23 protein-coding genes are annotated in these 21,499 nt (G+C 70.6%); 7 read left to right on the top strand and 16 right to left on the bottom strand.

Features of this window, described 5'->3' with window-relative positions:
* Position 1 precedes the first annotated feature (1 nt).
* The 4 genes from BpN12_RS13400 to BpN12_RS13415 all read left to right on the top strand — a co-directional run bounded on the left by BpN12_RS13400 (position 2) and on the right by BpN12_RS13415 (position 4,575).
* Positions 2-1,018, top strand: coding sequence for a PDR/VanB family oxidoreductase (locus tag BpN12_RS13400; protein WP_246793062.1), 1,017 nt, complete (start codon positions 2-4; stop codon positions 1,016-1,018).
* 80 nt (positions 1,019-1,098) lie between these two features.
* Positions 1,099-2,112, top strand: a complete 1,014-nt coding sequence (ilvC, locus tag BpN12_RS13405; protein WP_246793063.1) for a ketol-acid reductoisomerase — start codon at positions 1,099-1,101, stop codon at positions 2,110-2,112.
* A 146-nt stretch (positions 2,113-2,258) separates the two neighbouring features.
* On the top strand, positions 2,259-3,104 hold the full coding sequence (locus tag BpN12_RS13410; RefSeq protein WP_246793064.1) for a class II aldolase/adducin family protein: 846 nt from the start codon (positions 2,259-2,261) through the stop codon (positions 3,102-3,104).
* Between the two features lie 166 nt (positions 3,105-3,270).
* The gene (locus tag BpN12_RS13415) at positions 3,271-4,575 is read left to right on the top strand and encodes an MFS transporter (RefSeq protein ID WP_246793065.1); all 1,305 of its coding nucleotides are present in this window, start codon (positions 3,271-3,273) and stop codon (positions 4,573-4,575) included.
* Positions 4,576-4,660: 85 nt separating this feature from the next.
* Here the strand turns inward: BpN12_RS13415 and BpN12_RS13420 are convergent, their stop codons facing one another.
* The 9 genes from BpN12_RS13420 to BpN12_RS13460 all read right to left on the bottom strand — a co-directional run bounded on the left by BpN12_RS13420 (position 4,661) and on the right by BpN12_RS13460 (position 13,582).
* The gene (locus BpN12_RS13420) at positions 4,661-5,353 is read right to left on the bottom strand and encodes a GntR family transcriptional regulator (RefSeq protein ID WP_246793066.1); all 693 of its coding nucleotides are present in this window, start codon (positions 5,351-5,353) and stop codon (positions 4,661-4,663) included.
* Between the two features lie 121 nt (positions 5,354-5,474).
* Positions 5,475-6,044 carry a hypothetical protein gene (locus BpN12_RS13425; RefSeq protein WP_246793067.1) on the bottom strand — a complete coding sequence of 190 codons (570 nt, stop codon included), beginning with the start codon at positions 6,042-6,044 and terminating at the stop codon, positions 5,475-5,477.
* A 327-nt stretch (positions 6,045-6,371) separates the two neighbouring features.
* The gene (locus tag BpN12_RS13430; RefSeq protein ID WP_246793068.1) at positions 6,372-7,613 is read right to left on the bottom strand and encodes an MFS transporter; all 1,242 of its coding nucleotides are present in this window, start codon (positions 7,611-7,613) and stop codon (positions 6,372-6,374) included.
* A gap of 1 nt (position 7,614) precedes the next feature.
* Positions 7,615-8,169, bottom strand: coding sequence for a hypothetical protein (locus BpN12_RS13435; protein WP_246793069.1), 555 nt, complete (start codon positions 8,167-8,169; stop codon positions 7,615-7,617).
* 52 nt (positions 8,170-8,221) lie between these two features.
* Complete coding sequence (locus BpN12_RS13440; protein WP_342346193.1) at positions 8,222-8,830, bottom strand: hypothetical protein; 609 nt, start codon at positions 8,828-8,830, stop codon at positions 8,222-8,224.
* A gap of 302 nt (positions 8,831-9,132) precedes the next feature.
* Positions 9,133-10,536 carry a sigma-54-dependent transcriptional regulator gene (locus BpN12_RS13445; RefSeq protein ID WP_246793071.1) on the bottom strand — a complete coding sequence of 468 codons (1,404 nt, stop codon included), beginning with the start codon at positions 10,534-10,536 and terminating at the stop codon, positions 9,133-9,135.
* Positions 10,521-12,008, bottom strand: a complete 1,488-nt coding sequence (locus tag BpN12_RS13450) for a sensor histidine kinase (protein ID WP_246793072.1) — start codon at positions 12,006-12,008, stop codon at positions 10,521-10,523. Before BpN12_RS13450 ends, BpN12_RS13445 begins: the two co-directional genes overlap by 16 nt.
* A gap of 226 nt (positions 12,009-12,234) precedes the next feature.
* Positions 12,235-13,173, bottom strand: a complete 939-nt coding sequence (locus tag BpN12_RS13455; RefSeq protein WP_246793073.1) for a LysR family transcriptional regulator — start codon at positions 13,171-13,173, stop codon at positions 12,235-12,237.
* A 136-nt stretch (positions 13,174-13,309) separates the two neighbouring features.
* The gene (locus tag BpN12_RS13460; protein WP_246793074.1) at positions 13,310-13,582 is read right to left on the bottom strand and encodes a XapX domain-containing protein; all 273 of its coding nucleotides are present in this window, start codon (positions 13,580-13,582) and stop codon (positions 13,310-13,312) included.
* Between the two features lie 241 nt (positions 13,583-13,823).
* Here BpN12_RS13460 and BpN12_RS13465 point away from each other — a divergent pair, with 241 nt between their 5' ends.
* The gene (locus BpN12_RS13465) at positions 13,824-14,510 is read left to right on the top strand and encodes a hydrolase (protein ID WP_246793075.1); all 687 of its coding nucleotides are present in this window, start codon (positions 13,824-13,826) and stop codon (positions 14,508-14,510) included.
* Between the two features lie 52 nt (positions 14,511-14,562).
* Here BpN12_RS13465 and BpN12_RS13470 read toward each other — a convergent pair whose 3' ends face one another.
* A complete protein-coding gene (locus tag BpN12_RS13470; RefSeq protein ID WP_246793076.1) occupies positions 14,563-15,486 on the bottom strand; it encodes a LysR family transcriptional regulator in 924 nt (307 codons plus the stop codon).
* Between the two features lie 142 nt (positions 15,487-15,628).
* Here BpN12_RS13470 and BpN12_RS13475 point away from each other — a divergent pair, with 142 nt between their 5' ends.
* Positions 15,629-15,796, top strand: coding sequence for a DUF1427 family protein (locus BpN12_RS13475; RefSeq protein ID WP_246793077.1), 168 nt, complete (start codon positions 15,629-15,631; stop codon positions 15,794-15,796).
* Positions 15,797-15,943: 147 nt separating this feature from the next.
* Here the strand turns inward: BpN12_RS13475 and BpN12_RS13480 are convergent, their stop codons facing one another.
* The 3 genes from BpN12_RS13480 to BpN12_RS13490 are packed head-to-tail and all read right to left on the bottom strand — an operon-like array spanning position 15,944 to position 18,314.
* A complete protein-coding gene (locus BpN12_RS13480; RefSeq protein ID WP_246793078.1) occupies positions 15,944-17,236 on the bottom strand; it encodes an ATP-binding protein in 1,293 nt (430 codons plus the stop codon).
* Positions 17,233-18,015 carry a response regulator gene (locus tag BpN12_RS13485; protein ID WP_246793079.1) on the bottom strand — a complete coding sequence of 261 codons (783 nt, stop codon included), beginning with the start codon at positions 18,013-18,015 and terminating at the stop codon, positions 17,233-17,235. Before BpN12_RS13485 ends, BpN12_RS13480 begins: the two co-directional genes overlap by 4 nt.
* Before the next feature lie 47 nt (positions 18,016-18,062).
* Positions 18,063-18,314, bottom strand: coding sequence for an EF-hand domain-containing protein (locus tag BpN12_RS13490; RefSeq protein WP_246793080.1), 252 nt, complete (start codon positions 18,312-18,314; stop codon positions 18,063-18,065).
* A gap of 279 nt (positions 18,315-18,593) precedes the next feature.
* Between BpN12_RS13490 and BpN12_RS13495 the strand changes: the two genes are divergently transcribed.
* Positions 18,594-18,884, top strand: a complete 291-nt coding sequence (locus BpN12_RS13495; RefSeq protein ID WP_246793081.1) for a hypothetical protein — start codon at positions 18,594-18,596, stop codon at positions 18,882-18,884.
* Positions 18,885-19,031: 147 nt separating this feature from the next.
* On the opposite strand, the gene BpN12_RS13500 is transcribed toward BpN12_RS13495, so the two are convergent.
* From BpN12_RS13500 to BpN12_RS13510, 3 genes are all read right to left on the bottom strand, one after another.
* On the bottom strand, positions 19,032-19,346 hold the full coding sequence (locus BpN12_RS13500; protein ID WP_246793082.1) for a hypothetical protein: 315 nt from the start codon (positions 19,344-19,346) through the stop codon (positions 19,032-19,034).
* Positions 19,347-19,426: 80 nt separating this feature from the next.
* Complete coding sequence (locus tag BpN12_RS13505) at positions 19,427-20,638, bottom strand: cytochrome P450 (protein WP_246793083.1); 1,212 nt, start codon at positions 20,636-20,638, stop codon at positions 19,427-19,429.
* Positions 20,639-20,803: 165 nt separating this feature from the next.
* Positions 20,804-21,379 carry a TetR/AcrR family transcriptional regulator gene (locus BpN12_RS13510; RefSeq protein WP_246793084.1) on the bottom strand — a complete coding sequence of 192 codons (576 nt, stop codon included), beginning with the start codon at positions 21,377-21,379 and terminating at the stop codon, positions 20,804-20,806.
* Between the last annotated feature and the right edge of the window lie 120 nt (positions 21,380-21,499).

Genomic DNA, 21,499 nt, shown 5'->3' on the forward strand with positions numbered 1-21,499 from the left:
AATGGACACCGCAACGGAAACGGCGGAAGCCGTTCAGGACACGGAGGCGCCCACGCTCGAGCTGCGCGTGCGGCAGGTGCGATACGAGGGCCAGGGGATCCACTCCTACGAACTGACGAGCCCCACCGGCGAGGCGCTACCGCCGTTCGAGGCGGGCGCGCATATCGACGTCCACCTGCGTGACGGCCTGATCCGCCAGTACTCGCTCTGCAACGCGCCGGCCGAGCGGCACCGCTACGTGATCGCCGTGCTGCGCGACGAAGCCGGCCGCGGCGGCTCGCGCGCGATGCACGAGCACGTGCGGGCCGGCGACCTCGTCACCATCAGCCGGCCGCGCAATCACTTCGCGCTGGCCGGCGACGCGAGCAAGGTGCTGCTGATCGCGGGCGGGATCGGCGTGACGCCGCTCAAGGCGATGGCGCACGAGCTGGAAGCGCACGGCGTGGAGTTCGAGATGCATTACTGCGCGCGCAGCCGCGAGGCGGCGGCGTTCGGCGAGGAACTAGCCGCTCTCCATCGCGCGGGCCGGCTGCATTACCACTTCGACGGCGGCGCGGCCGGCCAGCAGCTCGACCTGCGCGCCCTGCTGGCGCGGCCGGTGCCGGGCACGCACGTCTATTACTGTGGCCCGGCCGGCTTCATGAAGGCCTGCGCCGAGGCAGCCAGCCACTGGCCGAAGGGTACCGTCCACTTCGAGCACTTCAAGGCCCCCGAGCCACCGGCGCGCGCGCCGTCCGACCTGCCGGCGCAGGCCGCCGACGGTTGCGACGTGACGCTCGCCAGCAGCGGCCGGGTGGTGCATGTGGCGCCCGGCCAGAACCTCGCCGAGGCGCTCAACGAGGCCGGAGTGGCCGTGCCCACCTCGTGCTGCGCGGGCCTCTGCGCGACCTGCAAGGTGCGCTACCGCGACGGCGAAGTCGAGCACAACGATTTCATCCTCACCGACGAGGAAAAGCAGGAATACCTGACCACCTGCGTATCGCGGCCGCTCGGCAGCACGCTGGTGCTGGAGCTATGAGCCCCGACACATCGATGCATCGATACGCCGACACCCGTTTCACCCCAACCGCGCCACCGGCGCGCCATTCCGGAAACCGCATGAAAGTTTATTACGACAAGGACGCCGATCTCGCGCTGCTGAAGCAGCGGCGCGTGGCCGTGATCGGCTACGGCTCGCAGGGCCACGCCCACGCACTGAACCTGAAGGACAGCGGCATCGAGGTCAGCGTCGGGCTGCGGCGCGGGCCGTCGTGGGCCAAGGCCGAGCAGGCCGGCCTGCCGGTCAGGACGATCGCCGACGCCGTCAGACAGGCCGACCTGATCATGATGCTGCTGCCCGACGAACACATCGCCGACGTCTATCGCGACGAAGTGGCACCGCACGCGCGGCAGGGCGCCGTGCTCGGCTTCGCGCACGGCTTCAACATCCACTACGGCCAGGTCGAGCCGCGCGCGGACCTCGACGTGATGATGGTCGCGCCGAAGGCGCCGGGCCACACGGTGCGCAGCACCTTCGTGGCGGGCGGAGGCGTGCCGCATCTGATCGCGGTCGCGCAGAACCCGTCGGGTACCGCGCGCGCGATCGCGCTGGCCTACGCGGCGGCGAACGGCGGCGGTCGGGCCGGCATCATCGAGACGAGCTTCCCCGAGGAAACCGAGACCGACCTGTTCGGCGAGCAGGCGGTGCTGTGCGGCGGCCTCGTCGATCTGATCAAGGCCGGCTTCGACACGCTGGTCGAGGCCGGCTACGCGCCCGAGATGGCCTACTTCGAATGCCTGCACGAAGTGAAGCTGATCGTCGACCTGATCTACGAAGGCGGCATCGCGAACATGAACTACGGCATTTCGAACAACGCCGAATTCGGCGAGTACGAGACCGGCCCGCGCATCGTCACCGCGGCCACGCGCGAGGCGATGAAGGCGGTGCTGCACGACATCCGCAGCGGCGACTACGCGAAGCGCTTCATCCTGGAGAGCCGCGCGGGTGCGCCGACGCTGCAGTCGCACCGGCGGCTGACGGCCAACCACCCGATCGAGATCGTCGGCGCGAAGCTGCGCGCGATGATGCCGTGGATCGGACGGGACGCGCTCGTCGATCGTTCGAGAAACTGACCACCCGCAGCAGACGAACGCACGGCGGGCATCGGTGTCGCTACGCCCGCCATGCGTTCGATTCGCAGTACGAATTCATCACCATCCGGCGGTGCAGCCCTACCGCCGACGCTTTTTCCCCATCCGATACGCAGGAGGAATGCCCCATGTCCACCGCCATTGCCGAACCCCGCGCCGAATCGATCGTGAAGCCCGGCAAGGTTTCGATCTACCAGCCCGAGCAGGAAGGGCTGATCTTCCCCGAACTGCCCGAGTTCAAGAGCGCCGCCGCGCAGCGCCAGCACCTGAAGGAACACCTGGTGGCGGCCTGCCGCGCGTTCGCGATCCACGGCTTCGACTACGGCTTCGCGGGCCACCTGACGGTGCGCGATCCCGAGAACCCGGGCCTCTACTGGACCAACCCGATGGCCGTGCATTTCGCGCAGGTGAAGGTGTCGAACCTGATCTGCGCCGATCACCGGGGCACCGTGGTGGAAGGCTCGCATGCCATCAACCGCGCGGGCTTCGTGCTGCACGCGGCGGTCCACGAGCAACACCGCGACATCGTCGCGATGTGCCACGCGCACACCGTGTACGGCACCGCGTTCGCCGCGCTCGGCAAGCCGCTCGCGCCGATCTCGCAGGACGCCGCGGCGTTCTTCGAGGACCACGTGGTGATCGGCGACGAAGCCGGCAAGGTGGCCGTCGAGGTGAAGGGCGGCAACAAGGTCGCCAACGCGTTCGCCGGCGTGAAGGCGGCGATCCACCAGAACCACGGCCTGCTCACGGCCAGCCGCCACAGCGTCGATTCGGCCGCGTTCTGGTTCATCGCGCTCGAACGCTGCTGCCAGCAGCAACTGATGATCGAGGCGGCCGGCATCACGCCGAAGGAAGTCACGCCGGAACGCGCGCGCTACAGCCGCGAGCACGTGGGCAGCGACTACATCGGCTGGCTGCACTTCCAGACCATCTGGAACGACCTGGTGGCGACCCAGCCCGACATGTTCGACTGACAGGCGGCAGCGGCTAAAAAAAACGACAGCACGCAATACACCCGGCAATACCCGGCAACACCCCGACGCCCGCGGCGCGCTTCGCATCGAAGCCGCCGCGGGCGGCCAACGGTGGACATAACAACACGCACCGCCACCGATCATTGCAGGCCCTCAGGAGACAACCATGAGTACCCACAGTCCGGCCGCCTTTCTGGAATCGAGCGAGTCGTCCGCGTTTGCCAAGGCAGCGTGGCGGCTGATTCCGTTCCTGTTCCTCTGTTATCTGTCCGCCTATCTCGACCGCATCAACGTCGCCTTCGCCAAGCTGCAGATGCTGGGCGACCTCGGTTTCAGCGAGGCCGTCTACGGCTTCGGCGCGAGCGTGTTCTTCATCGGCTACCTGATCTTCGAGATCCCGAGCAACCTGATCCTGCTGCGCGTCGGGCCGCGCCGCTGGATCGCCCGCATCATGGTGACCTGGGGCATCGTCTCGGTCGGCATGATGTTCGTGCGCTCGCCGGCCGCGTTCTACGTGATGCGCTTCCTGCTCGGCCTCGCTGAAGCCGGATTCTTCCCCGCCATCGTGCTGTACCTGACCTACTGGTTCCCGTCGTCGCGGCGCTCGAAGGTGACCGCGCTGTTCATGACGGGCATCCCGATGTCGGGCGTGATCGGTGGGCCGCTGTCGGGCTGGCTGATGACCAAGCTCGCGGGCGCGCACGGCATGGCCGGCTGGCAGTGGCTGTTCCTGCTCGAGGGGCTGCCGACCGTGGTGCTCGGCGTGCTGGCCTACTTCTATCTCGACGACAAGGTGCAGGACGCGAAGTGGCTCAGCGAGACGCAGAAGGCCGTGATCGCGCGCAAGCTCGAGGAGGAGCGCCCCGCCGACCTGCTGCACTCGGTGAAGGACGGCCTGCTCAATCCGAAGATCCTGCTGGTCAGCGCGATCTACTTTTTCTACACGATGGGGCTGTATGGCGTGAGTTTCTGGCTGCCCACGCTGATCAAGTCGAGCGGCGTGGCGGACCCGTTCCACGTGGGCCTGCTCACCGCGATCCCGTATGCGGTGGGCGCGGTGGCGATGGTGCTCGTGAGCCGCAGCTCGGACCACCACGGCGAGCGGCGCTGGCACCTGATCGTGCCGGGACTGGCCGGCGCGTTCGGGCTCGCGGCAAGCGTCTGGTGCGCCAATTCGACGGTGCTGGCGATGATCGCGCTGACCATCGGCACGATGGGCGTGATGACCACCATCTCGCAGTTCTGGGTGCTGCCGCCGGCCTTCCTCGGCGGCAGCGCGGCGGCGGCCGGCCTCGCGTTCGCGAACTCGGTGGGCAGCATCTCGGGCGTGGTGAGCCCCTCGCTGATCGGCATCGTCAAGAACGCGAGCGGCTCGGCCGGCGCGGGCGTGCTGACGATGTCGGTGAGCCTCGTGATCGCCGGGCTGCTGGTGCTGCGCGTGCCGCCCGCGCTCGTCAATCGTCGGCGCTAGGCCCGCCAGCTTCGTCCTATGCAATGAAAATCGCCGCCGTGGCGCAAGCCACGGCGGCGATCTCGTTTCCGGAACACCAATGCGATCAGCGCGCCTTGCGCTCGTCGGCGTTGATCCCGGGCAGCGCGCGGCCCATGTTCGTGACCAGGTTCTCGCGCGCGAACTCGGTGTGCTGCAGGCTCAGCTTGCCGGCCAGCTCCTCGTCGCCGCGCGCGATCGCCTCGGCGATCGCGGCGTGCTCGTCCCATACGGTCTTGCGCTGGCCCGCCACCTGATGCACGGCACCCATCACGCGGCGCAGATGCATCCAGTGCAGGCGCGCCGACTCGGCGATCAGCGGGTTGCCCGAAGCCGTGTAGATGGCGGTATGGAACGCCATGTCGGCCTCGATCATGGCGCGGATGTCGTTGCCCTTCGAGAGCTTGCGGCCGGCCGCGACCAGCGCCTTGTCGATGATCACCTTCTTGCGCGCGGCCAGGCGCGCGGCGAGGCTGTCGAGCGCGCCGCGGAATTCGTAGAGATGGCCGATGCGCGCGGCGTCGAGCGGCGTGACCTGCAGGCCGCGGCCCGGCGCATCCTCGACGAGGCCGTCCTTCTTCAACAGGCGGAACGCCTGCAGCACGGGCGAGCGCGAGACCGACAGCTGCTCGGCGATCTCTTCCTGCACGATGCGCGTGCCCGGCGCGATGGAGCCCTCGCTGATGGCGTCGAGCAGGACCCGGTAGACCTCGTCGACGTAATCGGTGCGGGCCTGGATCTTCAGGAGTTTGGCTGGCATGGCGGCGGATGCTGTGGATACTGAATACCGTCAGCTTACCAGCATTGATTCGGGCTGTTGAGCCCGGCGGGGGCGGCGCGGCGGCGCGGCCCACCGTGTCGCGCGGGCGTCACTCCGGGCGTCACTCGGTGGCGGCGAGGCTCGCGAACCACACCGGCACGTCGGCAGCGGCACCGGCGACATCGACGAGCCCGGCGGCATGGAGCCGGTCCGGCTCGACGGCGCCGGCGCAGCCGAACGCCTCGCGCAACGCGGCGCAGCCCGTGGCGGCATCGCGCGCGCCGCCCGCCTGCAGCAGCACCAGCGCGAACGCCGCGCGGTACTGCCGGGCGGCGGCCAGCGCCAGTTGCGTGTCCGCCCGCACCTGCTCGCGCCGGCTGCCGCGCGCATCGCGCACGACGATCGACACGAGCCCCGAGGCGGCCCGCGCCAGCAGCCATTCGGCGGCGGGGTCGTGGCTCGCGTCCGACTCGGTGGCCACACCGATCAGCGCGGTCATGCCGGCGAACTCGGCGCGCGCGCCGAGCACGCGCGCCGCGCCGGCCGGAATGCCACGGCCGCCCATCCACGCGGCCAGCGGATTGGCCGGGCGCTGCCCGCCGCTGAACGAAAAGCCGGTTTCGCCGATCGCGAACCGCCCCGGCTCGTCGTGGGCGGCCGGGCGGGCAATGAGGAAGTCCGGCGCTTTCATGTCGTCTCCATGGGTACCGCGGGAAGGGGGCCGTCAGGCCCGGAGGCGGCGGCAATCGTCGTTTTTATTGGATTGGAATTCCGAACTCTGTATACAGTTAGCGTAAGGGCTGACTCCGGGCGGGCATATCGGGACAAATACCGAGCCATGCCCGCCGCCGCTCCGCGCTTCGTTGCCGACAGGAAACCGTGCCCTCGGCGTCGGCGTGCATGCGCGCGGCGTCGCGATCACATCGGCCCGCGCACCGACATCGTGTCGAGCGGCGACAGGGCGATATCGGTACGTCCACGGCCTCCCCGTGGCGCGCGTCGTCGCCCGCCGGCGGCGTTACGCAACCGGTGACGCGTCGCCGGTTGCGTAACCTCGAGGATCGCAAGCTCGCCGCAGCGTGGCGCCGAAGCCGAGCCACAGCGCGAGCGAGCCGGTGGACACCGCGCCGAGCGTGACGAACGCGGCGGCATAACCGAAGTGTTGCGCGACGCTGCCGCCCAGCGCCGGGCTCAGCGCCGCGCCCACTCCCTGGACCGTCATGACCATGCCCTGCCCCGCGTTGATGCGTCCGGTACCGCTCAACAACCGCACGACGAGCGCCGGCACCGCCACGCCCTGCAGTCCGGCGCCGATGCCGTCGAGCACCTGCACCGGCCAGACGCCCCAGGCAGTGATGAACGTCGCCGCGATCGCGCCGCGCAGCGGCAGCGCGAGAAACGCGAGCAGCATCACGTTCCAGTAGCCGAGGCGCCGGATCAGCGGCGCCGCGATGCAGGCCGTGGCCAGCATCACCAGCTGGGCGACGACGATGGTCTGCGCGGCCAGCGCGCTCGGGTTGCCCGCGTGCGCGGCCGCCACCGCGAGGCCATACAGCGGCAGCATCGCGGCATTGCCGAGATGGAACAGCGCGAGCGCCGCCGCGAGCAGCAGCAGCGACCGGTTGCCGAACAGCATGCGAACGCCGCCGGCCGGAGCATGCGCCGCGCCAAGCCCTCTCGCGCTGTCGTGATCGATCGCCCCATGCGGCACCAGCAGCGTGGCGCCCACCGTCAGCGCGCCGAACACGGCCGCGAGCAGGAACACCGCGCCGAAGCCGAAACGCCAGCCGAGCCAGCCCGACAGCGCCGCGCCGACCACGTTGCCCGCGTGACTGGCCACCTGGTTGCGCCCGAACTGCCGGTCGAAACCGCCTTCGCGCACCATGCCGAGCGTCATGCCGGTCACGGCCGGGCCGAGCACCGCGCCGGCCAGCGCGGTGAACACCTGCGAGGCGGCCACCACCCAGCCGCGCTGCGAGATCCACAGCGCGAGCGAGGCGAGCGTTGTCAGGACAGCCGCCGCGACGATGATGCCGCGCTTGCGGCGGCTGGCGTCGACGAGCACGCCGGCCGGCGAGGTCGCCAGCATCCCGGCGATGCCGCCGAGCGTCATGACCGTGCCGATCGCGTCGGGCCGCCAGCCCTGCGCCTGGAGGAACACACCGAGGAACGGGCCGAGCCCCGCCTGCACGTCGGCCATGAAGAAGTTCAGCCCTTCGAGCGCGTACCGGGCGCGCCCGGGCGATTGAACGGCGGACATGTCAGTCGTTCGCGTCGACCAGTTCGGCGATCTCGTCCACGTCGATCGTCCGGCCGTGCCGGGTGCTGACGCCGCGCCCCCAGGCCTGCACGTGAACCCCGCGCGCGAGGTACGACGCCAGCTCGGCGGCGGCATGCGGCGGCATGCGCAACGACGTGCCGTCGTCGAGCAGCGCGCCCCGCAGTTCGCCCTTCGGACCGTGCAGCGGCAGCACGACTGCGCCGCTCGCCTCCATGGGCTTCGGCTCCACGCGCGGCTTGTCATGCGCGGCGGCGCCATGGCCCGGCCCGTCGTCGACGATCACCTTGCCGCGCGGCGTCGTCAGCGCGACCGCCGTGAGCATCTCCACGCCGCGCGGCTTCACCGCGCGCACGCGCACCTCGTCGCCCACCGCGACGTGGCGCGCGATCAGCGCCGACAGATGAGGCGGTACATGTACCTGGCGCGGCTGCCGCGTGCCGAGCACGAAGCCGTCGAGTTCGCCGTGCGGATTCAGCAGGAAGCGCGCGACCGTGCCGCGCGATTCGGGAAGGCTTTCGGGGTCGATCCAGTGCATGTCGATCATCCTTGCAGGAGGTTGGGAAAAGGTGAGGCGTTCGGCGCGGTGGTCAGGGGGCTGGCGGCGCGACGTCATAGAGCCGGGCCGGATTGTCCGGCGCGCCGAACGCCGTGGCTTGCAGCGCCGTGCCGTATTGGTTGCGTGTGCCGTAGCCTTGCGCCGCGACGTCCGCGCCGGGCTGCACGAGCGCGGCGAACCGCTGCGCGACGGGCGGCGTGAGCTTGACGACGGTGCCGTCGGTCAGCACCACGCCGTCGGGTTCGCCGCGCGGCGCGGTGGTGATGTGCGCCACCCGGCCCCGCACGCTCAGTCGCGACAGCGCGACATCGTGCGATTCGCGCGGCGGGGGCGGCGCGTCCCCCGGCGGCGGCTCGATGAACTGCCGCCCGCTGCCGGCGGCGACGATCCGTTGCGCCATGAGATTGCCGGCGCTGTCGCGCGTCCCGCTCACCTGCACGCGATCGCCGGCCCGCACCTCGGCAGCCAGGCGCGCGCCCAGGCGCGGGGAGAAGCGCACGAGCATGCCGGCGTCGCTGACCAGACCGTCGATGTCGCCATCGGGATTGGTAACGAAGCGCGTCACGGTCGCGTCTACAGTGACGTCCCGCGGCGCGGCCGGTTCGACGCCCGCGAGTGGCGGTGGCGGCGGCACCGCCACGGCGGGCGGCGTCGCGAGGCCGGGTTGCGCGGCGCCGGGGGCCGGCTGCGCGGCACACGCGCCGCTTGCCGCGAGCAGCGCCGCGAGACTTGCCGCTGTGAAGAGGCGGGCGGCGGCGCGCCGGCCCGAGGATATCGATGAGATTGGCATGCTGCGCTCCCTGACGGTGACGCCAGTGGGAACGCAAGCGTCATGCCACCGGCGCGAGCCCCGCCGATCGGGGCTCGCGCACCGCGCGCGGGGGCGCCGGTGTCAAGCAAACCGGACACCTCCGTCCGGATGCTTGACACCGGCATCACGCGTCAGGCGTCCGGCTCGGCGTCGAGCTGCGTGATGCCGAGGCTCGCCAGCCGGGTGTAGAGCGATTGACGGCTGATGCCGAGCCGGCGTGCCGCTTCGGCGCGGTTGCCGTGGCTGGCCGCCAGCGCGCGGATGATCAGCGCGCGCTCGAGTTGCGCCAGCGCCTCGTTGAGCGGCAGTTCGGCGAACTGGCCCGGCATCGTCGCATCGGCAGCCTCGTCGGCGGTCTCGGCAGCGGAATCGAGCAGGAACGCGAAGTCGTCGCGCGTGAGCAGCGCGCCCGGCGCGAGCGCGCCGGCGCGCTCGATCGCATTGGCCAGCTCGCGCACGTTGCCCGGCCAGGGGAAGTTGACGAGCAGACGCTGGGCCTCGACGGACAGCCGCTTGCGCGATGCCGGCGCCAGCGCGGCGAGGAAGTGCTCCGCAAGCGGCAGGATGTCCGCCACGCGCTCGCGCAGCGGCGGGATATGCAGCGGGATCACGTCGAGCCGATATAGCAGGTCCTGGCGGAATGCGCCGGCCGCGACGCGCTCCTGCAGGTCGCGGTGCGTGGCCGCCACCACGCGCACGTCCACCGCCACCGGGCGCGCCGCGCCGAGTGGCGTGACCTGGCGCTCCTGCAGCACGCGCAGCAGCTTGGCCTGCATCGCAACCGGCATGTCGCCGATCTCGTCGAGGAACAGCGTGCCGCCGTGCGCCTGCGCGATGCGGCCCTGCCGTGGCGCGTGAGCGCCCGTGAACGCCCCCTTGTCGTGGCCGAACAGCTCGCTTTCGAGCAGCGCGTCGGGAATCGCCGCGCAGTTGACGGCCACGAACGGGCCGTCGGCGCGCGCCGACGCCCGATGCAGCACGCGGGCCGCCATCTCCTTGCCGGTGCCCGTCTCGCCCGTGATGAGCACGGTCGAATCCGCCGCCGCCGCGCGGCCGAGGCGCTTTTGCACGCCCCGCATGGCCTCGCTGATGCCGAGCAGCTGCGGCTCGTCCGGCTGCGCCTCGTCGAGGAAGGCCGGCGGCGCCTCGGCGGCGGCCGCCTCGCGCTGCCCGGCGAGCACGCGGCCGAGCAACGCGGCAATCTCGGCGCGACCGACCGGCTTGGTCAGGTGTTCGAAGGCGCCCAGCCGCATGGCGCCGATGGTGTTCGCGCTCGTCGCATGCGCGGTCAGCATCACCACCGGCACGCCGTCGGCCTCCTTCATGGCGCGCAGCGCTTCGAGCACCGCCAGCCCGTCCGCGCCCGGCAGCCGGAAGTCGAGGAATATGCAGGCGGGCGCGGTCCCGGCCCGCAACATCGCGAACGCCTCGTCGCCCGAACCGGCCTCGAGCGGAATGTGTCCGAGGTCCTCGATGGTTTCGGCGAGGCCTTCACGAAACGCATCGTCGTCGTCGATGATCAGTATGGTCGCCATGGCAGCTCGATCACGAAGCAGGTAGTAGGGCTCGCGTCGCCGGCGAGCCAGGCGCGGCCGCCATGCGCGGCCGCGACTTCCCGCACCACGGCGAGGCCGAGGCCGGCCCCGTCCGGGCGACCCGTCACGAACGGCTCGAAGATCCGTTCGCGCTCGGCCGCGCTCACGCCCGGCCCGTCGTCGGTCACCTCGAGCCGGAGCCGCTCTCCTTCGGACGAGCGGACGGCGAGCGCGCGCACCGCCACCTGGCCGCCGGGCGGTGCGTGGCGCAGCGCGTTGAGGATCAGATTGTCGAGCGCGCGGGCCAGCTGGGCGGGATCGAACACCGGCCGCGACGCACCGGGCGAGGCCTCGACGCTCAGCGTCACGCCGCGATGCTCGGCGCGCGACTCATGCGTATGCGCGAGGTCGGCGAGCCACGCCGGCAGATCGACCTCGCATGCCTGGACCGTGACTGGCCGCGTCAGGGCGAGCAGGCTGGCAACCTGCGTTTCGATGCGCCCGATCTGCACGATGATGGTCCGCAGCGCCGCCTCGCGGCGCGCCTCGTCGCCCGCGAGCGCGTTCTCCGCCTTGAGGCGCATGGCGCCGGCCGGATTCCGGATCTCGTGCGCGACCTGCGCGGCCAGCTTGCCCAGGGTGCTGAACCGCTGCGCCTGCGCGAGCTGCTCGCCGAGCGCCCGCGTCTCGCGCTGCAGCGTCGCGGCGCGCTCGACATAGCGGTTCAGCGCGTCGACGATCGGGTCGAGATCGCGCTCTCCGAGCGGCTCCAGCCGCTCGCCGCGCTCGAACGCGCCGGCCGGGGCGAGCGACCGCTCCAGTCGCGCCAGGTTGCGCCTCCAGCGCCGCAGGGCCAGTGCCAGGAACACGGCCAGCACGAGAATGATCGCGAGCATCGCCGCCAGCACCTGCGCGGCGCTCTCGCCGCGAGGGCCGAGCGGCGGATGCGCGCGCGTCAGCGTCCAGGCGAACAGCGCGTCGTGATGCGGCACGGGGCAGCCCACGGCGATCACCGCGTCCGCGCCGCTCGATACGACGAGGGACCGCGCCTGGCCCGCGCCAGCCGTGTCCGCCAGCGCGCGCAGGATGAGTGGGGTCTCGGCTTCGGGAATGTCGCGCTTTACGCCGCTGCCCTCGTAGGTCGGAAACGCATAGGCCTGGAAGCCTCCGGCCGCGCCGGACGTGGATGCGCGGCGCCAGAAGCCGCCTTCGATGCCGTCGCTGCGGGTCAGCACGAGATCGAGCACGGCATGCATGAGTTCCACGTTCGCTTCGTCTTCGCGCCGGATCGACAGGTCGTATCGCGAGGCGATCGTCGCGCATGCCGCCGACGCCTGCTGCGTGCCGAACGCCACGCGCTCGCCGAGCGCCGACGACAGCATCAGCCACACCGCTGCCGTGAGCAGGCTGCAGAGGACCGCGACCAGAATCCAGAGCGCGACGATCTGAGTAGAGAACGGCAGTCTCGGCATGAGCGGCCTGTGAAAAGAATCGGTTGGCGAGACCTCGCGGCGGCGGCCGGCGGCCGGATGAGTCGGGGCGCCGCCGGCCACGATCGTACACGGGCGATGAAAGCTTACTGGAAATCGTGGACGCGGGCGGGCGGCTCACACCGACCGGCATGCCGACGCATCCCGGCCGAGGCAACGCGAGCCGCGGTTACCCGCGAGCGACCGCCGGCCAGACGCGCCCCTCAGCTCAGGCCGCGCGATGCGTCTCGAGCCGCTGCCGGTCGCGCGCGGTGGCGCTCGGCAGCGATTCGCGCAGGTACTCCACCCAGGTGCGGATCCGCGCGTCGGTGTAGCGCCGCGACGGATGCAGCGCGTACAGGTTCATCTTCTGCAGCGTATAGGCGGGCAGCACGCGCACGAGGCTGCCGTCGGCGAGCCCTTCGAGCGCGGAATACACGGGCATCACGCCGATCCCCATGCTCGCGCGCGCGGCGGTGCCGATCGCCTCGGGCGTGTTCACCTCCACCGCGCCGGACACCGTCATGGTCTGGCTGTCGGTCTCGCTATCCAGCAGCCATTCGTGGGCCGGAAACGCGGGCGAATGCAGGATCAGGCATTCGTGCTGCGCGAGCTGCCGCGGCGAAGCCGGCATGCCGCGCTCACGCACGTACTCGGGCGAGGCGCACAGCACGCTGAACGAGGCACCGAGCAGATGCGAGACGAGATCGGAATCGGGCAGCGTCGACGAGGTGGCCACCACGGCCACGTCGGTGCTGCCCTCGTAGAGTTCGGGTGTGCGCTGCGACAGCGTGAGTTCGATCGTGACGTCGGGATGGCGCTCGCGATAGGCCTTGATCGCGGGCAGCACGTAGTACTGGCCGATGCCGGCGAAGCTGTGGACGCGCAGCTTGCCGACCGGCCTCGCCTGCGCGTCGCTCGCCTCCTCCTCGGCCAGCTCGACGTCGGCGAGGATCTGCCGGCAGCGCAGCAGGTAGCGTTCGCCGGCCGGCGTCAGCGCGATGCGGCGCGTCGAGCGGTTCAGCAGCCGCGTGCGCAGCCGTTCCTCGAGTTCGGCGATGGCACGCGACATCGCCCCCGGACTCGTGTTGAACGTGTTCGCCGCGGCGGTAAACGTTCCTGATTCGACGATGCGCACGAAAACGCGCATCTGATAAAGCGTATCCACTGTCGACCTCGTTCGTTCCGGTTCGAAGGGCGAGCCGTCGAAAAAAAACGACGGGCCGCCGCGCATGGATACGCATGATGCCGTTCATCGGCGCGCGGATCAAACCTTGGTCGCGGATCGCGGGCCTCGCGCCGTATCACGACGCACGCCGCCGCGTGCCGCCCTCGTTCGGATTCGCGCCCGGCAGCGCGCCGAACATGTGCTGCGAGCACTTCGCCTCGCGCCATGCCGAGCCGAGCCGGTGCCCGGCCAGCAGCCGGCGCGCGAGCGGCAGGATCTGCTCGCCGGCCAGCATCCCGAGCAGGCCGACGAGTGCGATCACGGGCGGCGCCGGCGACGCCACGCCGAGCGCCGCGTACACCACGCCGGCCAGCACGCCGGCCGCCAGCGACAACAGATAAGCCTTCACGGTGTTCCTCCTCGCCTGCCGCCGGCCGCGGAAATCGCACCGGCAAAACGCTGCCAAGCCTAGCCGGTTTGCCGGCGGAAAAAAAGCGCGCGGGCCGCTTTTATGCGGCGGTTTTCGGAATCGGTTCGATTCCGTTTCTTGGATTTCCAAGCGCCGCGATTGCGTATCAAATAAATGGAGCTGGATGCCTCATCCTTGCGGCCCACGCCGCGCCATCTTCCGTTACCAGGACCGACACGCCATGAGCGATGCGAAGCTTGAAGTACTCACCCCGCAGAACAGCCAGTTGATCATCATCGACCAGCAGCCGCAGATGGCCTTCGGCGTGCAGTCGATCGACCGCCAGACGCTGAAGAACAACGTCGTGGCGCTGGCCAAGGCGGCCCGCGTGTTCGAGGTGCCCACCATCGTCACCAGCGTGGAATCGGAGAGCTTCTCGGGCTACACGTATCCCGAGGTGCTCGACGTGTTCCCGGGCCAGAAGGTGCTGGAGCGCAGCTCGATGAACTCGTGGGACGACCAGAAGGTGCGCGACGCGCTGGCCGCGAGCGGCCGCCGGAAGGTGGTGGTGGCGGGCCTCTGGACCGAGGTCTGCAATACCACCTTCGCGCTCTGCGCGATGCTCGAAGGCGGCTACGAGATCTACATGGTGGCCGACGCGTCGGGCGGCACCTCGCAGGCCGCGCACGACTACGCGATGCAGCGCATGATCCAGGCCGGCGTGATCCCCGTGACCTGGCAGCAGGTGATGCTGGAATGGCAGCGCGACTGGGCGCGCCGCGAGACCTACGACGCGGTGATGGCGATCGCGAAGGAACACTCGGGCGCCTACGGGCTCGGCATCGACTACGCCTACACGATGGTCCACAAGGCGCCGCAGCGCACCGCCGCGCCGCACGAGATGCTGGCGCCGGTGCCGGCTCGATAAGCGCGACGAACCCGGCGAGCGAACCCGGCCGGCGCGGCCGCCGGGTTCGCGCTCACTCGCCGCCCAGCGCCCACGGCGCGTGCGCGAGATGCTCCACGAGGAAGTCGAGCAGCACCGTCACGCGCGCGGCGCGCAGCATGCCGGGCGGCGTCACCAGGTTCACGTTGATGTCGGCGATGCGCCAGTCGCACATCACGCGTTCGAGCGCGCCGCGCTTCAGCGCATCCCAGACCAGAAACTCCGGTTGCAGCGCGAGGCCCTGGCCCGACAGCAGTGCCGGCAGCAGCACGTCGGCGTTGTTGGTGCGCATGCGCCCGCGCACCGGCACGGCGAATTCCTCGTCGAGCGTGGCATGGCGAAAGCGCCAGTAGTCGGGCGACGGCAGGTTCGTGTAGATCATGCTCACGTGCTGTTCCAGCTCGCGCGGATGGCTCGGCCGGCCGTGCCGTTCGAGATACTCGGGCGAGGCCACCAGCGGGCGGCGCACCACGCAGAGGCGCCGCGCGCGCAGCGACGAATCGCTGAGGTCGGCGATCCGGATCGCCACGTCGAAGCCGCCCGAGACGATGTCGACGAGGTGATCGGTCAGCACCAGATCGACGTCGACGCCCGGATAGCGTTCGAGAAACGCCGGCAGCAGCGGCGCGAGATGGCGCTGGCCGAACGACATCGGCGCGTTCAGGCGCACGATGCCGTGCGGCTCCAGCGCCTGCGCGGACGCTTCGCTCTCGATCGTCTCGGCGTCGGCGAGCAGGCGGATCGCGCGGTCGCGCAGCAGCTCGCCGGTGGGCGTGAGCGAGAGCTTGCGCGAGGTGCGGTACAGCAGCATCGTGCCGAGCCGCTGCTCCAGGCGCGCGATCGCCTTCGAGACGGTGGGCTGCGAGATGCCGAGCAGGCTGGCGGTTTTCGCGAACGAGCCGGTCTCCACGACGCGCGCGAAGATGGCCCAGGCTTCAAGGTCGGGAAGCGGTTGCATGGGGCAGACAGGGCGATGAAGGTCCGCGCGCCGGATTCGACGTTCAGGACAGTTGAATGATGTTTCGCGCAACACACATCGGGAACGGCGCCGGCGGCTCACGCGGTGCCATGGATTCTAAATCGATCGGGAGGCACCCCGCATGAAATCTTATTGGATATCGCTGGGCGCGGGCGCGCTGATCGGCGTGATCTACAGCGTGCTGAAGGTGCGCTCGCCCGCGCCGCCGCTCGTCGCGCTGGTGGGCCTGCTCGGCATGCTGATCGGCGCGTGGGCGCTGCCCGCGATCCGGCCGCTGCTGGGCTTCTGATCGCCAAGGCAGACGCGCGTGAATGCCGCCGGACCCGGCCGCGATGCCGGCACCGGCATGACCACGCGCATGACACGGCGCCATGCCTGGCGGCACGGCATGGCGGCGTCACCGCCCATGCCGCCGCTCACGTCGGCGCGCACCAGTTCACTCGCGCGCCAGCGGCAGCCGCAGCGTTGCCGCGAACCCACCGCCCGCCAGCAGGCTCAGGTCGAGCCGGCCGCCATGCTGGCGCGCGATGCGCTCGGCGATCGCGAGACCGAGGCCGGTGCCGGCCGGCTTGTCGTGCTGTTCGCCGCGCCGGAACGGTCGCTTGAGCAGCGCGAGCTGGCCCGGCGGCACGCCGGGGCCGGCGTCTTCCACGCTGAGCGCGACGCAATCGGCCTCCACCCAGCTGCGCACTTCCAGCCCGACGCGGCCATGCACCACCGCGTTGTGCATCAGGTTCATCAGCAACCGCTGCATGCCCACCGGCCCGAACGAGACGGGCGGCAGCGGCGCGAGCGACAGCGCGAAGCCGTAGCCGAGCCCGACGTAATCGGCCGCGAGCTGGCCGGCCAGCGCGTTGAGATCGCCGGGTACGGCGGGTTCGCCGTCCCAGCCGCGCGCGAAGTCGATGAACTGCTCGACGATCGCGTCGATCTCGGCCACGAAGCGTTCGGCGCTCGCGGCCGGCGCGTCGAATGCCTCGGGCGCCGCGATCGCCATGCGCAGCTTGGTGAGCGGCGTGCGGATGTCGTGCGAGATGCCGGCCAGCATCTCGGCGCGCGTCGCGTCCATCTCGGCGAGCGAGGCCACCATCCGGTTGAAGGTGTCGGCCACGGTGGCCAGCTCGCGCGGCCCGTCCACCGGCACCGGCTCGGGCCACGCGCCGCGCTCGACCGTCTCGGCCGCGCGCGCGAGGCGCCGCAGCCGGCCCGCCGTGTGCCGCTGGATCAGCCACGCGCCGAGCGCCGGGAACGCGGCCAGCGTCAGCAGCTGCGCGACCAGGCTCCACGGCAACTGCGGGCTCACGCTCGACGACACCGGCAGCATCACCCACGCGGGCTCGTCGCCGAGCCGCAGCTGCACCCAGACGCGGCTCTCGCGCCCGCGCTGCCAACGAAACTGCGTGCCGGGCGGCAGCTCGCGCAGCAGCGCACGCACGAAGCGCCGCGCCTGCACGCCGCGCACGCGCTGCCATGCGTCGGGCGGCGGCGCGGCCTGCGGCGCGCCGTTGATCGCGGCCAGCTCGCGGCGGCGCGCCTCGGGCGGCAGCGAGTTCAGCAACTGCCCGACCAGCCGCGTCTGCGACGCCACCAGCGAGGCGGCCTCGTCGAGGCGCGGGTTCTGTACCAGCGTGAAGAAGATCGTGAAGGTGGACAGTTCGCTGGCGATCACCACCAGCACCAGCAACAACAGGTTGCGCCCGAGCAGCGAGCGCGGCCACGGCATCGTCATGCGTCGTACTCCGCGACCAGCAGGTAACCCACGCCCCAGACGGTACGGATGTGGCGCGGCGCGGCCACGTCGGCCTCGACGATCTGCCGGATCCGCAGCACCTGCACGTCCACGCTGCGCGTGGCCGCGTCGTAGTTAGGCCCGCGCGCGCGTTCGATCAGGTTGGCGCGGCTCACCGGGCGGTTCGGCGTCTGCGCGAGCGCGCAGAGCAGCCGGATCTCGGCATTGCCGATCTCCACGCGCTCGCCGTCGTCGCGGTACAGCGCCTGCTGCCCGACGTCGAGCCGGAACCCGCCGAAGCGCAGCACGCCCGCCTCGCTCTCGTAGGGAATGCCCTCGATCGCGTTGCGCTGGCGCAGCAGGATCTCGCGCCGCCGCAGCATCGCGCGCACGCGCGCGAGCAGCTCGCCCGGCAGGAACGGCTTGGCGAGGTAGTCGTCGGCGCCGAGTTCCAGGCCGATCACGCGGTCGACGGGGTCGCCGCGCGCGGTCAGCATCAGGATCGGCAGCGTCTCGCCGCGCGCGCGCAGCCGCTTGCAGATCGACAGGCCGTCCTCGCCCGGCATCATCACGTCGAGAATCAGCAGATCGTAGGGATGGCGCTCGAGGAATACGTCGAGCTGCGTGCCGTGCTTCGCGGTGCGTACCTCGAAGCCGTGCGAGACGAGGTAGCGCTCCAGCATGTTGCGGATCTCCGCCTCGTCGTCGAGCACCAGGATGCGGCCCGGCTGCGTACCGGCGGCCGGCGTGGCGGACGGCGCGGCGTTCGGGGTCGTCATGGTCGGGCTCCTTTCGTGGTCGGGCTCGGCGCGCCGCTCGGCCGAATTCACTTCCGGCGGCTGGCCGCGAAACGGACGATGTCGTCGACCGTCACGTAGCCCTTGTGATCGGCATCGATCGCGTCGAAATTCTTAGCCACGCGCGGCATGCCGGCCTGGGCCTCGGCCGGCGTGAGCTTGCCGTCGTGGTCGGTGTCGGCGGCGGTGAAGCGCGCCTGCAGTTTTTCCATCATCGCATTCTGCGCGAACGCGGGCGAGACCGCGAACGCGGCGAGCAGCATCAGGCAAAGTCGTTTCATCGAAGGCTCCATGACAACATCGAAAAAAATCCCGGACAACGACGCATGCGGGCCTGCCTCGGCGGCGGCCCCGCCACGGGAAAGCCGTCACTGTAGGCAAGCACGCGCGCCCTGGCTGTTACGAATCGATGTCAAGCGATGTCACCGGCGGCCCGACCGGTGACGGGGCACACGACACGAAATGACATCGTTTGCCGACAGATTGTCATCGGCGCGGCCGCTACGCTTCGGTTCAGGTTCGCAGCCCCGGCTGCGCCTTCTCCCAACCGAGGATCCGCAATGAAACTGCATTCCCTGATCGTTCCCGCCGCCGGCACCGCGCTGGCGCTGCTCGCACCGGCCGCGTTCGCCGGCGTGGTCGTGGGCGTCGGCATTCCCGTCGCGCCGGTGCGCGTCTATGCGCCGCCGCCCGCCGTGGTCGTGACCGCGCCGCCCGTGGTGGCGGTGGCCGCGCCGGTGGCCGTGGTGCCGGCGCCCGTGGTCGTGCCGCGCGCCTACGTGGCACCCGTCTATCCGGCCGTGACGGTGCGCGCCGGCTACTGGCCGCGCGGCGTCGTGGTGGTGCGCTGAGGCGCCTGTTGGATCGAGTGGCGTATCGCGTGGCGTCCGGGCCCGCCCGGCGGTGGTGATCGAGGCGGTGAGCCCCGCACGGGCACTCCGCCGTTTTTTTCGTGGACGCGCCCGCAAGCGGCCTGCGCCGTCGCGACGGCGCACGGGCTAATGCGCCTGGGGCGCCGCCGCGCCCGACTTGCCGAAGTGCCACGCGAGATAGAGCCCCAGCGTGAGCGCGCCGAGCGCCAGCATCAGGCAGTCGAGGTTCGCGCCGAGCGTGACGGGATGGCCCGTGAGCCGCGCGAGCCCGAGCGCGAGATTGGCCGCGCCCCACAGGAAATTGACGGGCGCGGACGAATGGCCGACGCCACGCGGCCTGGCGAACGGCGTCGGAAACGTCCTGCCCTGCAGCCCCGCGACGAGGTGCGGGACGCTGTTGCAAAGCAACGCGCCGGCGAGAAACAGCGTGATGAAAGGCATCGTAGATTGCACGGAGTCCGTGCCCAAGGAGAAAGAAAAATTGCGAACCGCCGGCGCGCCAGTGCACCGGCACGAATCGCTCACACCAGCCGCACCGGCAGGCTGCGCAGCCCGCGGAACGACAGGCTCTCGGTGCGCTGCGCCTGTTGCTCATCCACCTCGATGCCGGGATACCGCGCGGCCAGCGAGGTGAACACGATCTGCGCCTCGATGCGCGCGAGCAGCGCGCCGAGGCAGGTATGCATGCCGTGCCCGAACGACAGCACGCGCGACACGGGCCGCCGCACGTCGAGCGTGTCCGGCGCCGCGAAATGGCGCTCGTCGCGATTCGCGGCGCCGAGCAGCGTGTAGACATAGGCGCCCTTCGGCAGCCGCTGCCCGCCGAGTTCGACGTCCTCCAGCGCGGCGCGCCCCGTCAGCTGCACCGGCGCGTCGAAGCGCAACAGCTCGTTGACGGCGGCCGGCGCGATGGCGGGATCGTCGGCCAGCAGCCGCCATTGCTCACGCTCGCGCGACAGCGCGAGCAAGCCGTTGCCGAGCAGGTGGGTGGTGGTGGCGTGCCCCGCCGCGAGCAGCAGGATCAGGTTCGCGATCAGCTCGGGCTCGTCCAGCCGGTCGCCGGCCTCCTCGGCCGCGAGCAGGTCGCTGAGCATGTCGTCGCCGGGCTCGCGCCGGCGCTCGCGGATCAGTTCAGCGAAATACGCGCCGAACGCGGCGATGCCGGCCTCCGCGCGCGCCGTCTCCGCGTCCGACAGCACCCGGCCGCTGATCACGCTGCCGAACGCGAGCGACCAGTCGTGCAGCTGCGCATGCGCGTCCATCGGCACGCCGAGCACCAGCGCGATCACCATCACCGGCAGCGGCACCGCGAACTCGCTGACGAAGTCGATCGTGCGCCCCGCGTGGGCCGCCAGCATCCGGTGCGCGAGCGCCTCGATGCGCGGCCGGAAGGTGTCGAGCCGGCGCGGCGTGAAGGCCTTCGCGAACAGCTTGCGCAGCCGCGTGTGATCGGCGCCGTCGAGGAACAGCATCTGCTTCGACAGCGTGCGGCGGATCACCTGCTCGGTGCGGCTCTCGTCCTCGATGCCGCCCAGTCGCGCCGCCGAGAAACGCGCGTCGTCGAGCACCGCCACCACGTCGGCGTGACGCGAAACGATCCAGCCGTTGCCGTTCGGGTCCGCGTGGACCGGGCTCTCGTCGCGCAGGCGGCGGTAGAGCGGATAGGGATCGGCGCGCCAGCGCGGCTGGAACAGATCGTAGAGGGAAACCTGCTGAATCTCGGGATCGGACATGGGGGGCTCCGGACTGCCGAAAGAAGGGGTAAGCGAATCGCCGGGCGGGGTTTAGCCGGCGTCGACGATCCTACGCGAGCGGCACGACGGTGTCTCGCGCCGCGTGTTTCAACCTATTTCATATTTCTTTTTACCTAATTCAATTAGGAAAACGACGACATCGCTCTACCGTCCGGCCAGCTGTCCCGCCTCGAACGGCGCCAGCATGCGCAGGAAGCCTTCCACCAGCCAGGCGAAGCTCGCGTCGCGGCTGACCGGGTGGTTCAGCGCGCCCGAGGCCTCCAGCGAGACGAAGCCGTGGACCAGGCTGCGCATGCCGCGCAGCGCATGCACGCCGTCCGGCCCGGACAGGTCGTAGCCCTGCAGCGATGCGATCAGCGTCTGCTTCAGGCGCTCCATCGCGTCGCGCCAGTCGGTGTCGGACTTCGGCGGCGTCGGCACCATCGCGGCGTACAGGCCCGGGTTCTTGCGCGCGAAGCCGCGATAGCCGTTCATCAGGGCGCGCACCGCGTCCGGCCCCGCCTTGCCCGCCGTGAGCCGCGCCACGCCCTGTTCGAGTTCGCGCAGGCCGTGCAGCGCCAGCAGGCGCCGCACGGCGGCAATGCCGTCGACGTGCGCGTAGAGCGAGGGCGGACGAATCCCGAGTGCAGCGGCCAGCTCGTTCATCGAGAGCCCGTCGATCCCGTTGCGGTTCGCGAGCGCCGTGGCCTCGGTGCGGATGCGTTCGATATCGACCTTCATGGTGCCGCCTGCCTGCTAGTAAAATGACGTTCGGATATTACCTAATTGAATTAGGTTTTGGCAATGCCGCGCGTGCTGTCCGCCGTATCCGGCCGCCCACCTTTCCAACACATTCCATTA

This window comes from Burkholderia perseverans (genome assembly GCF_022870505.1).
GTDB lineage: Bacteria > Pseudomonadota > Gammaproteobacteria > Burkholderiales > Burkholderiaceae > Burkholderia > Burkholderia plantarii.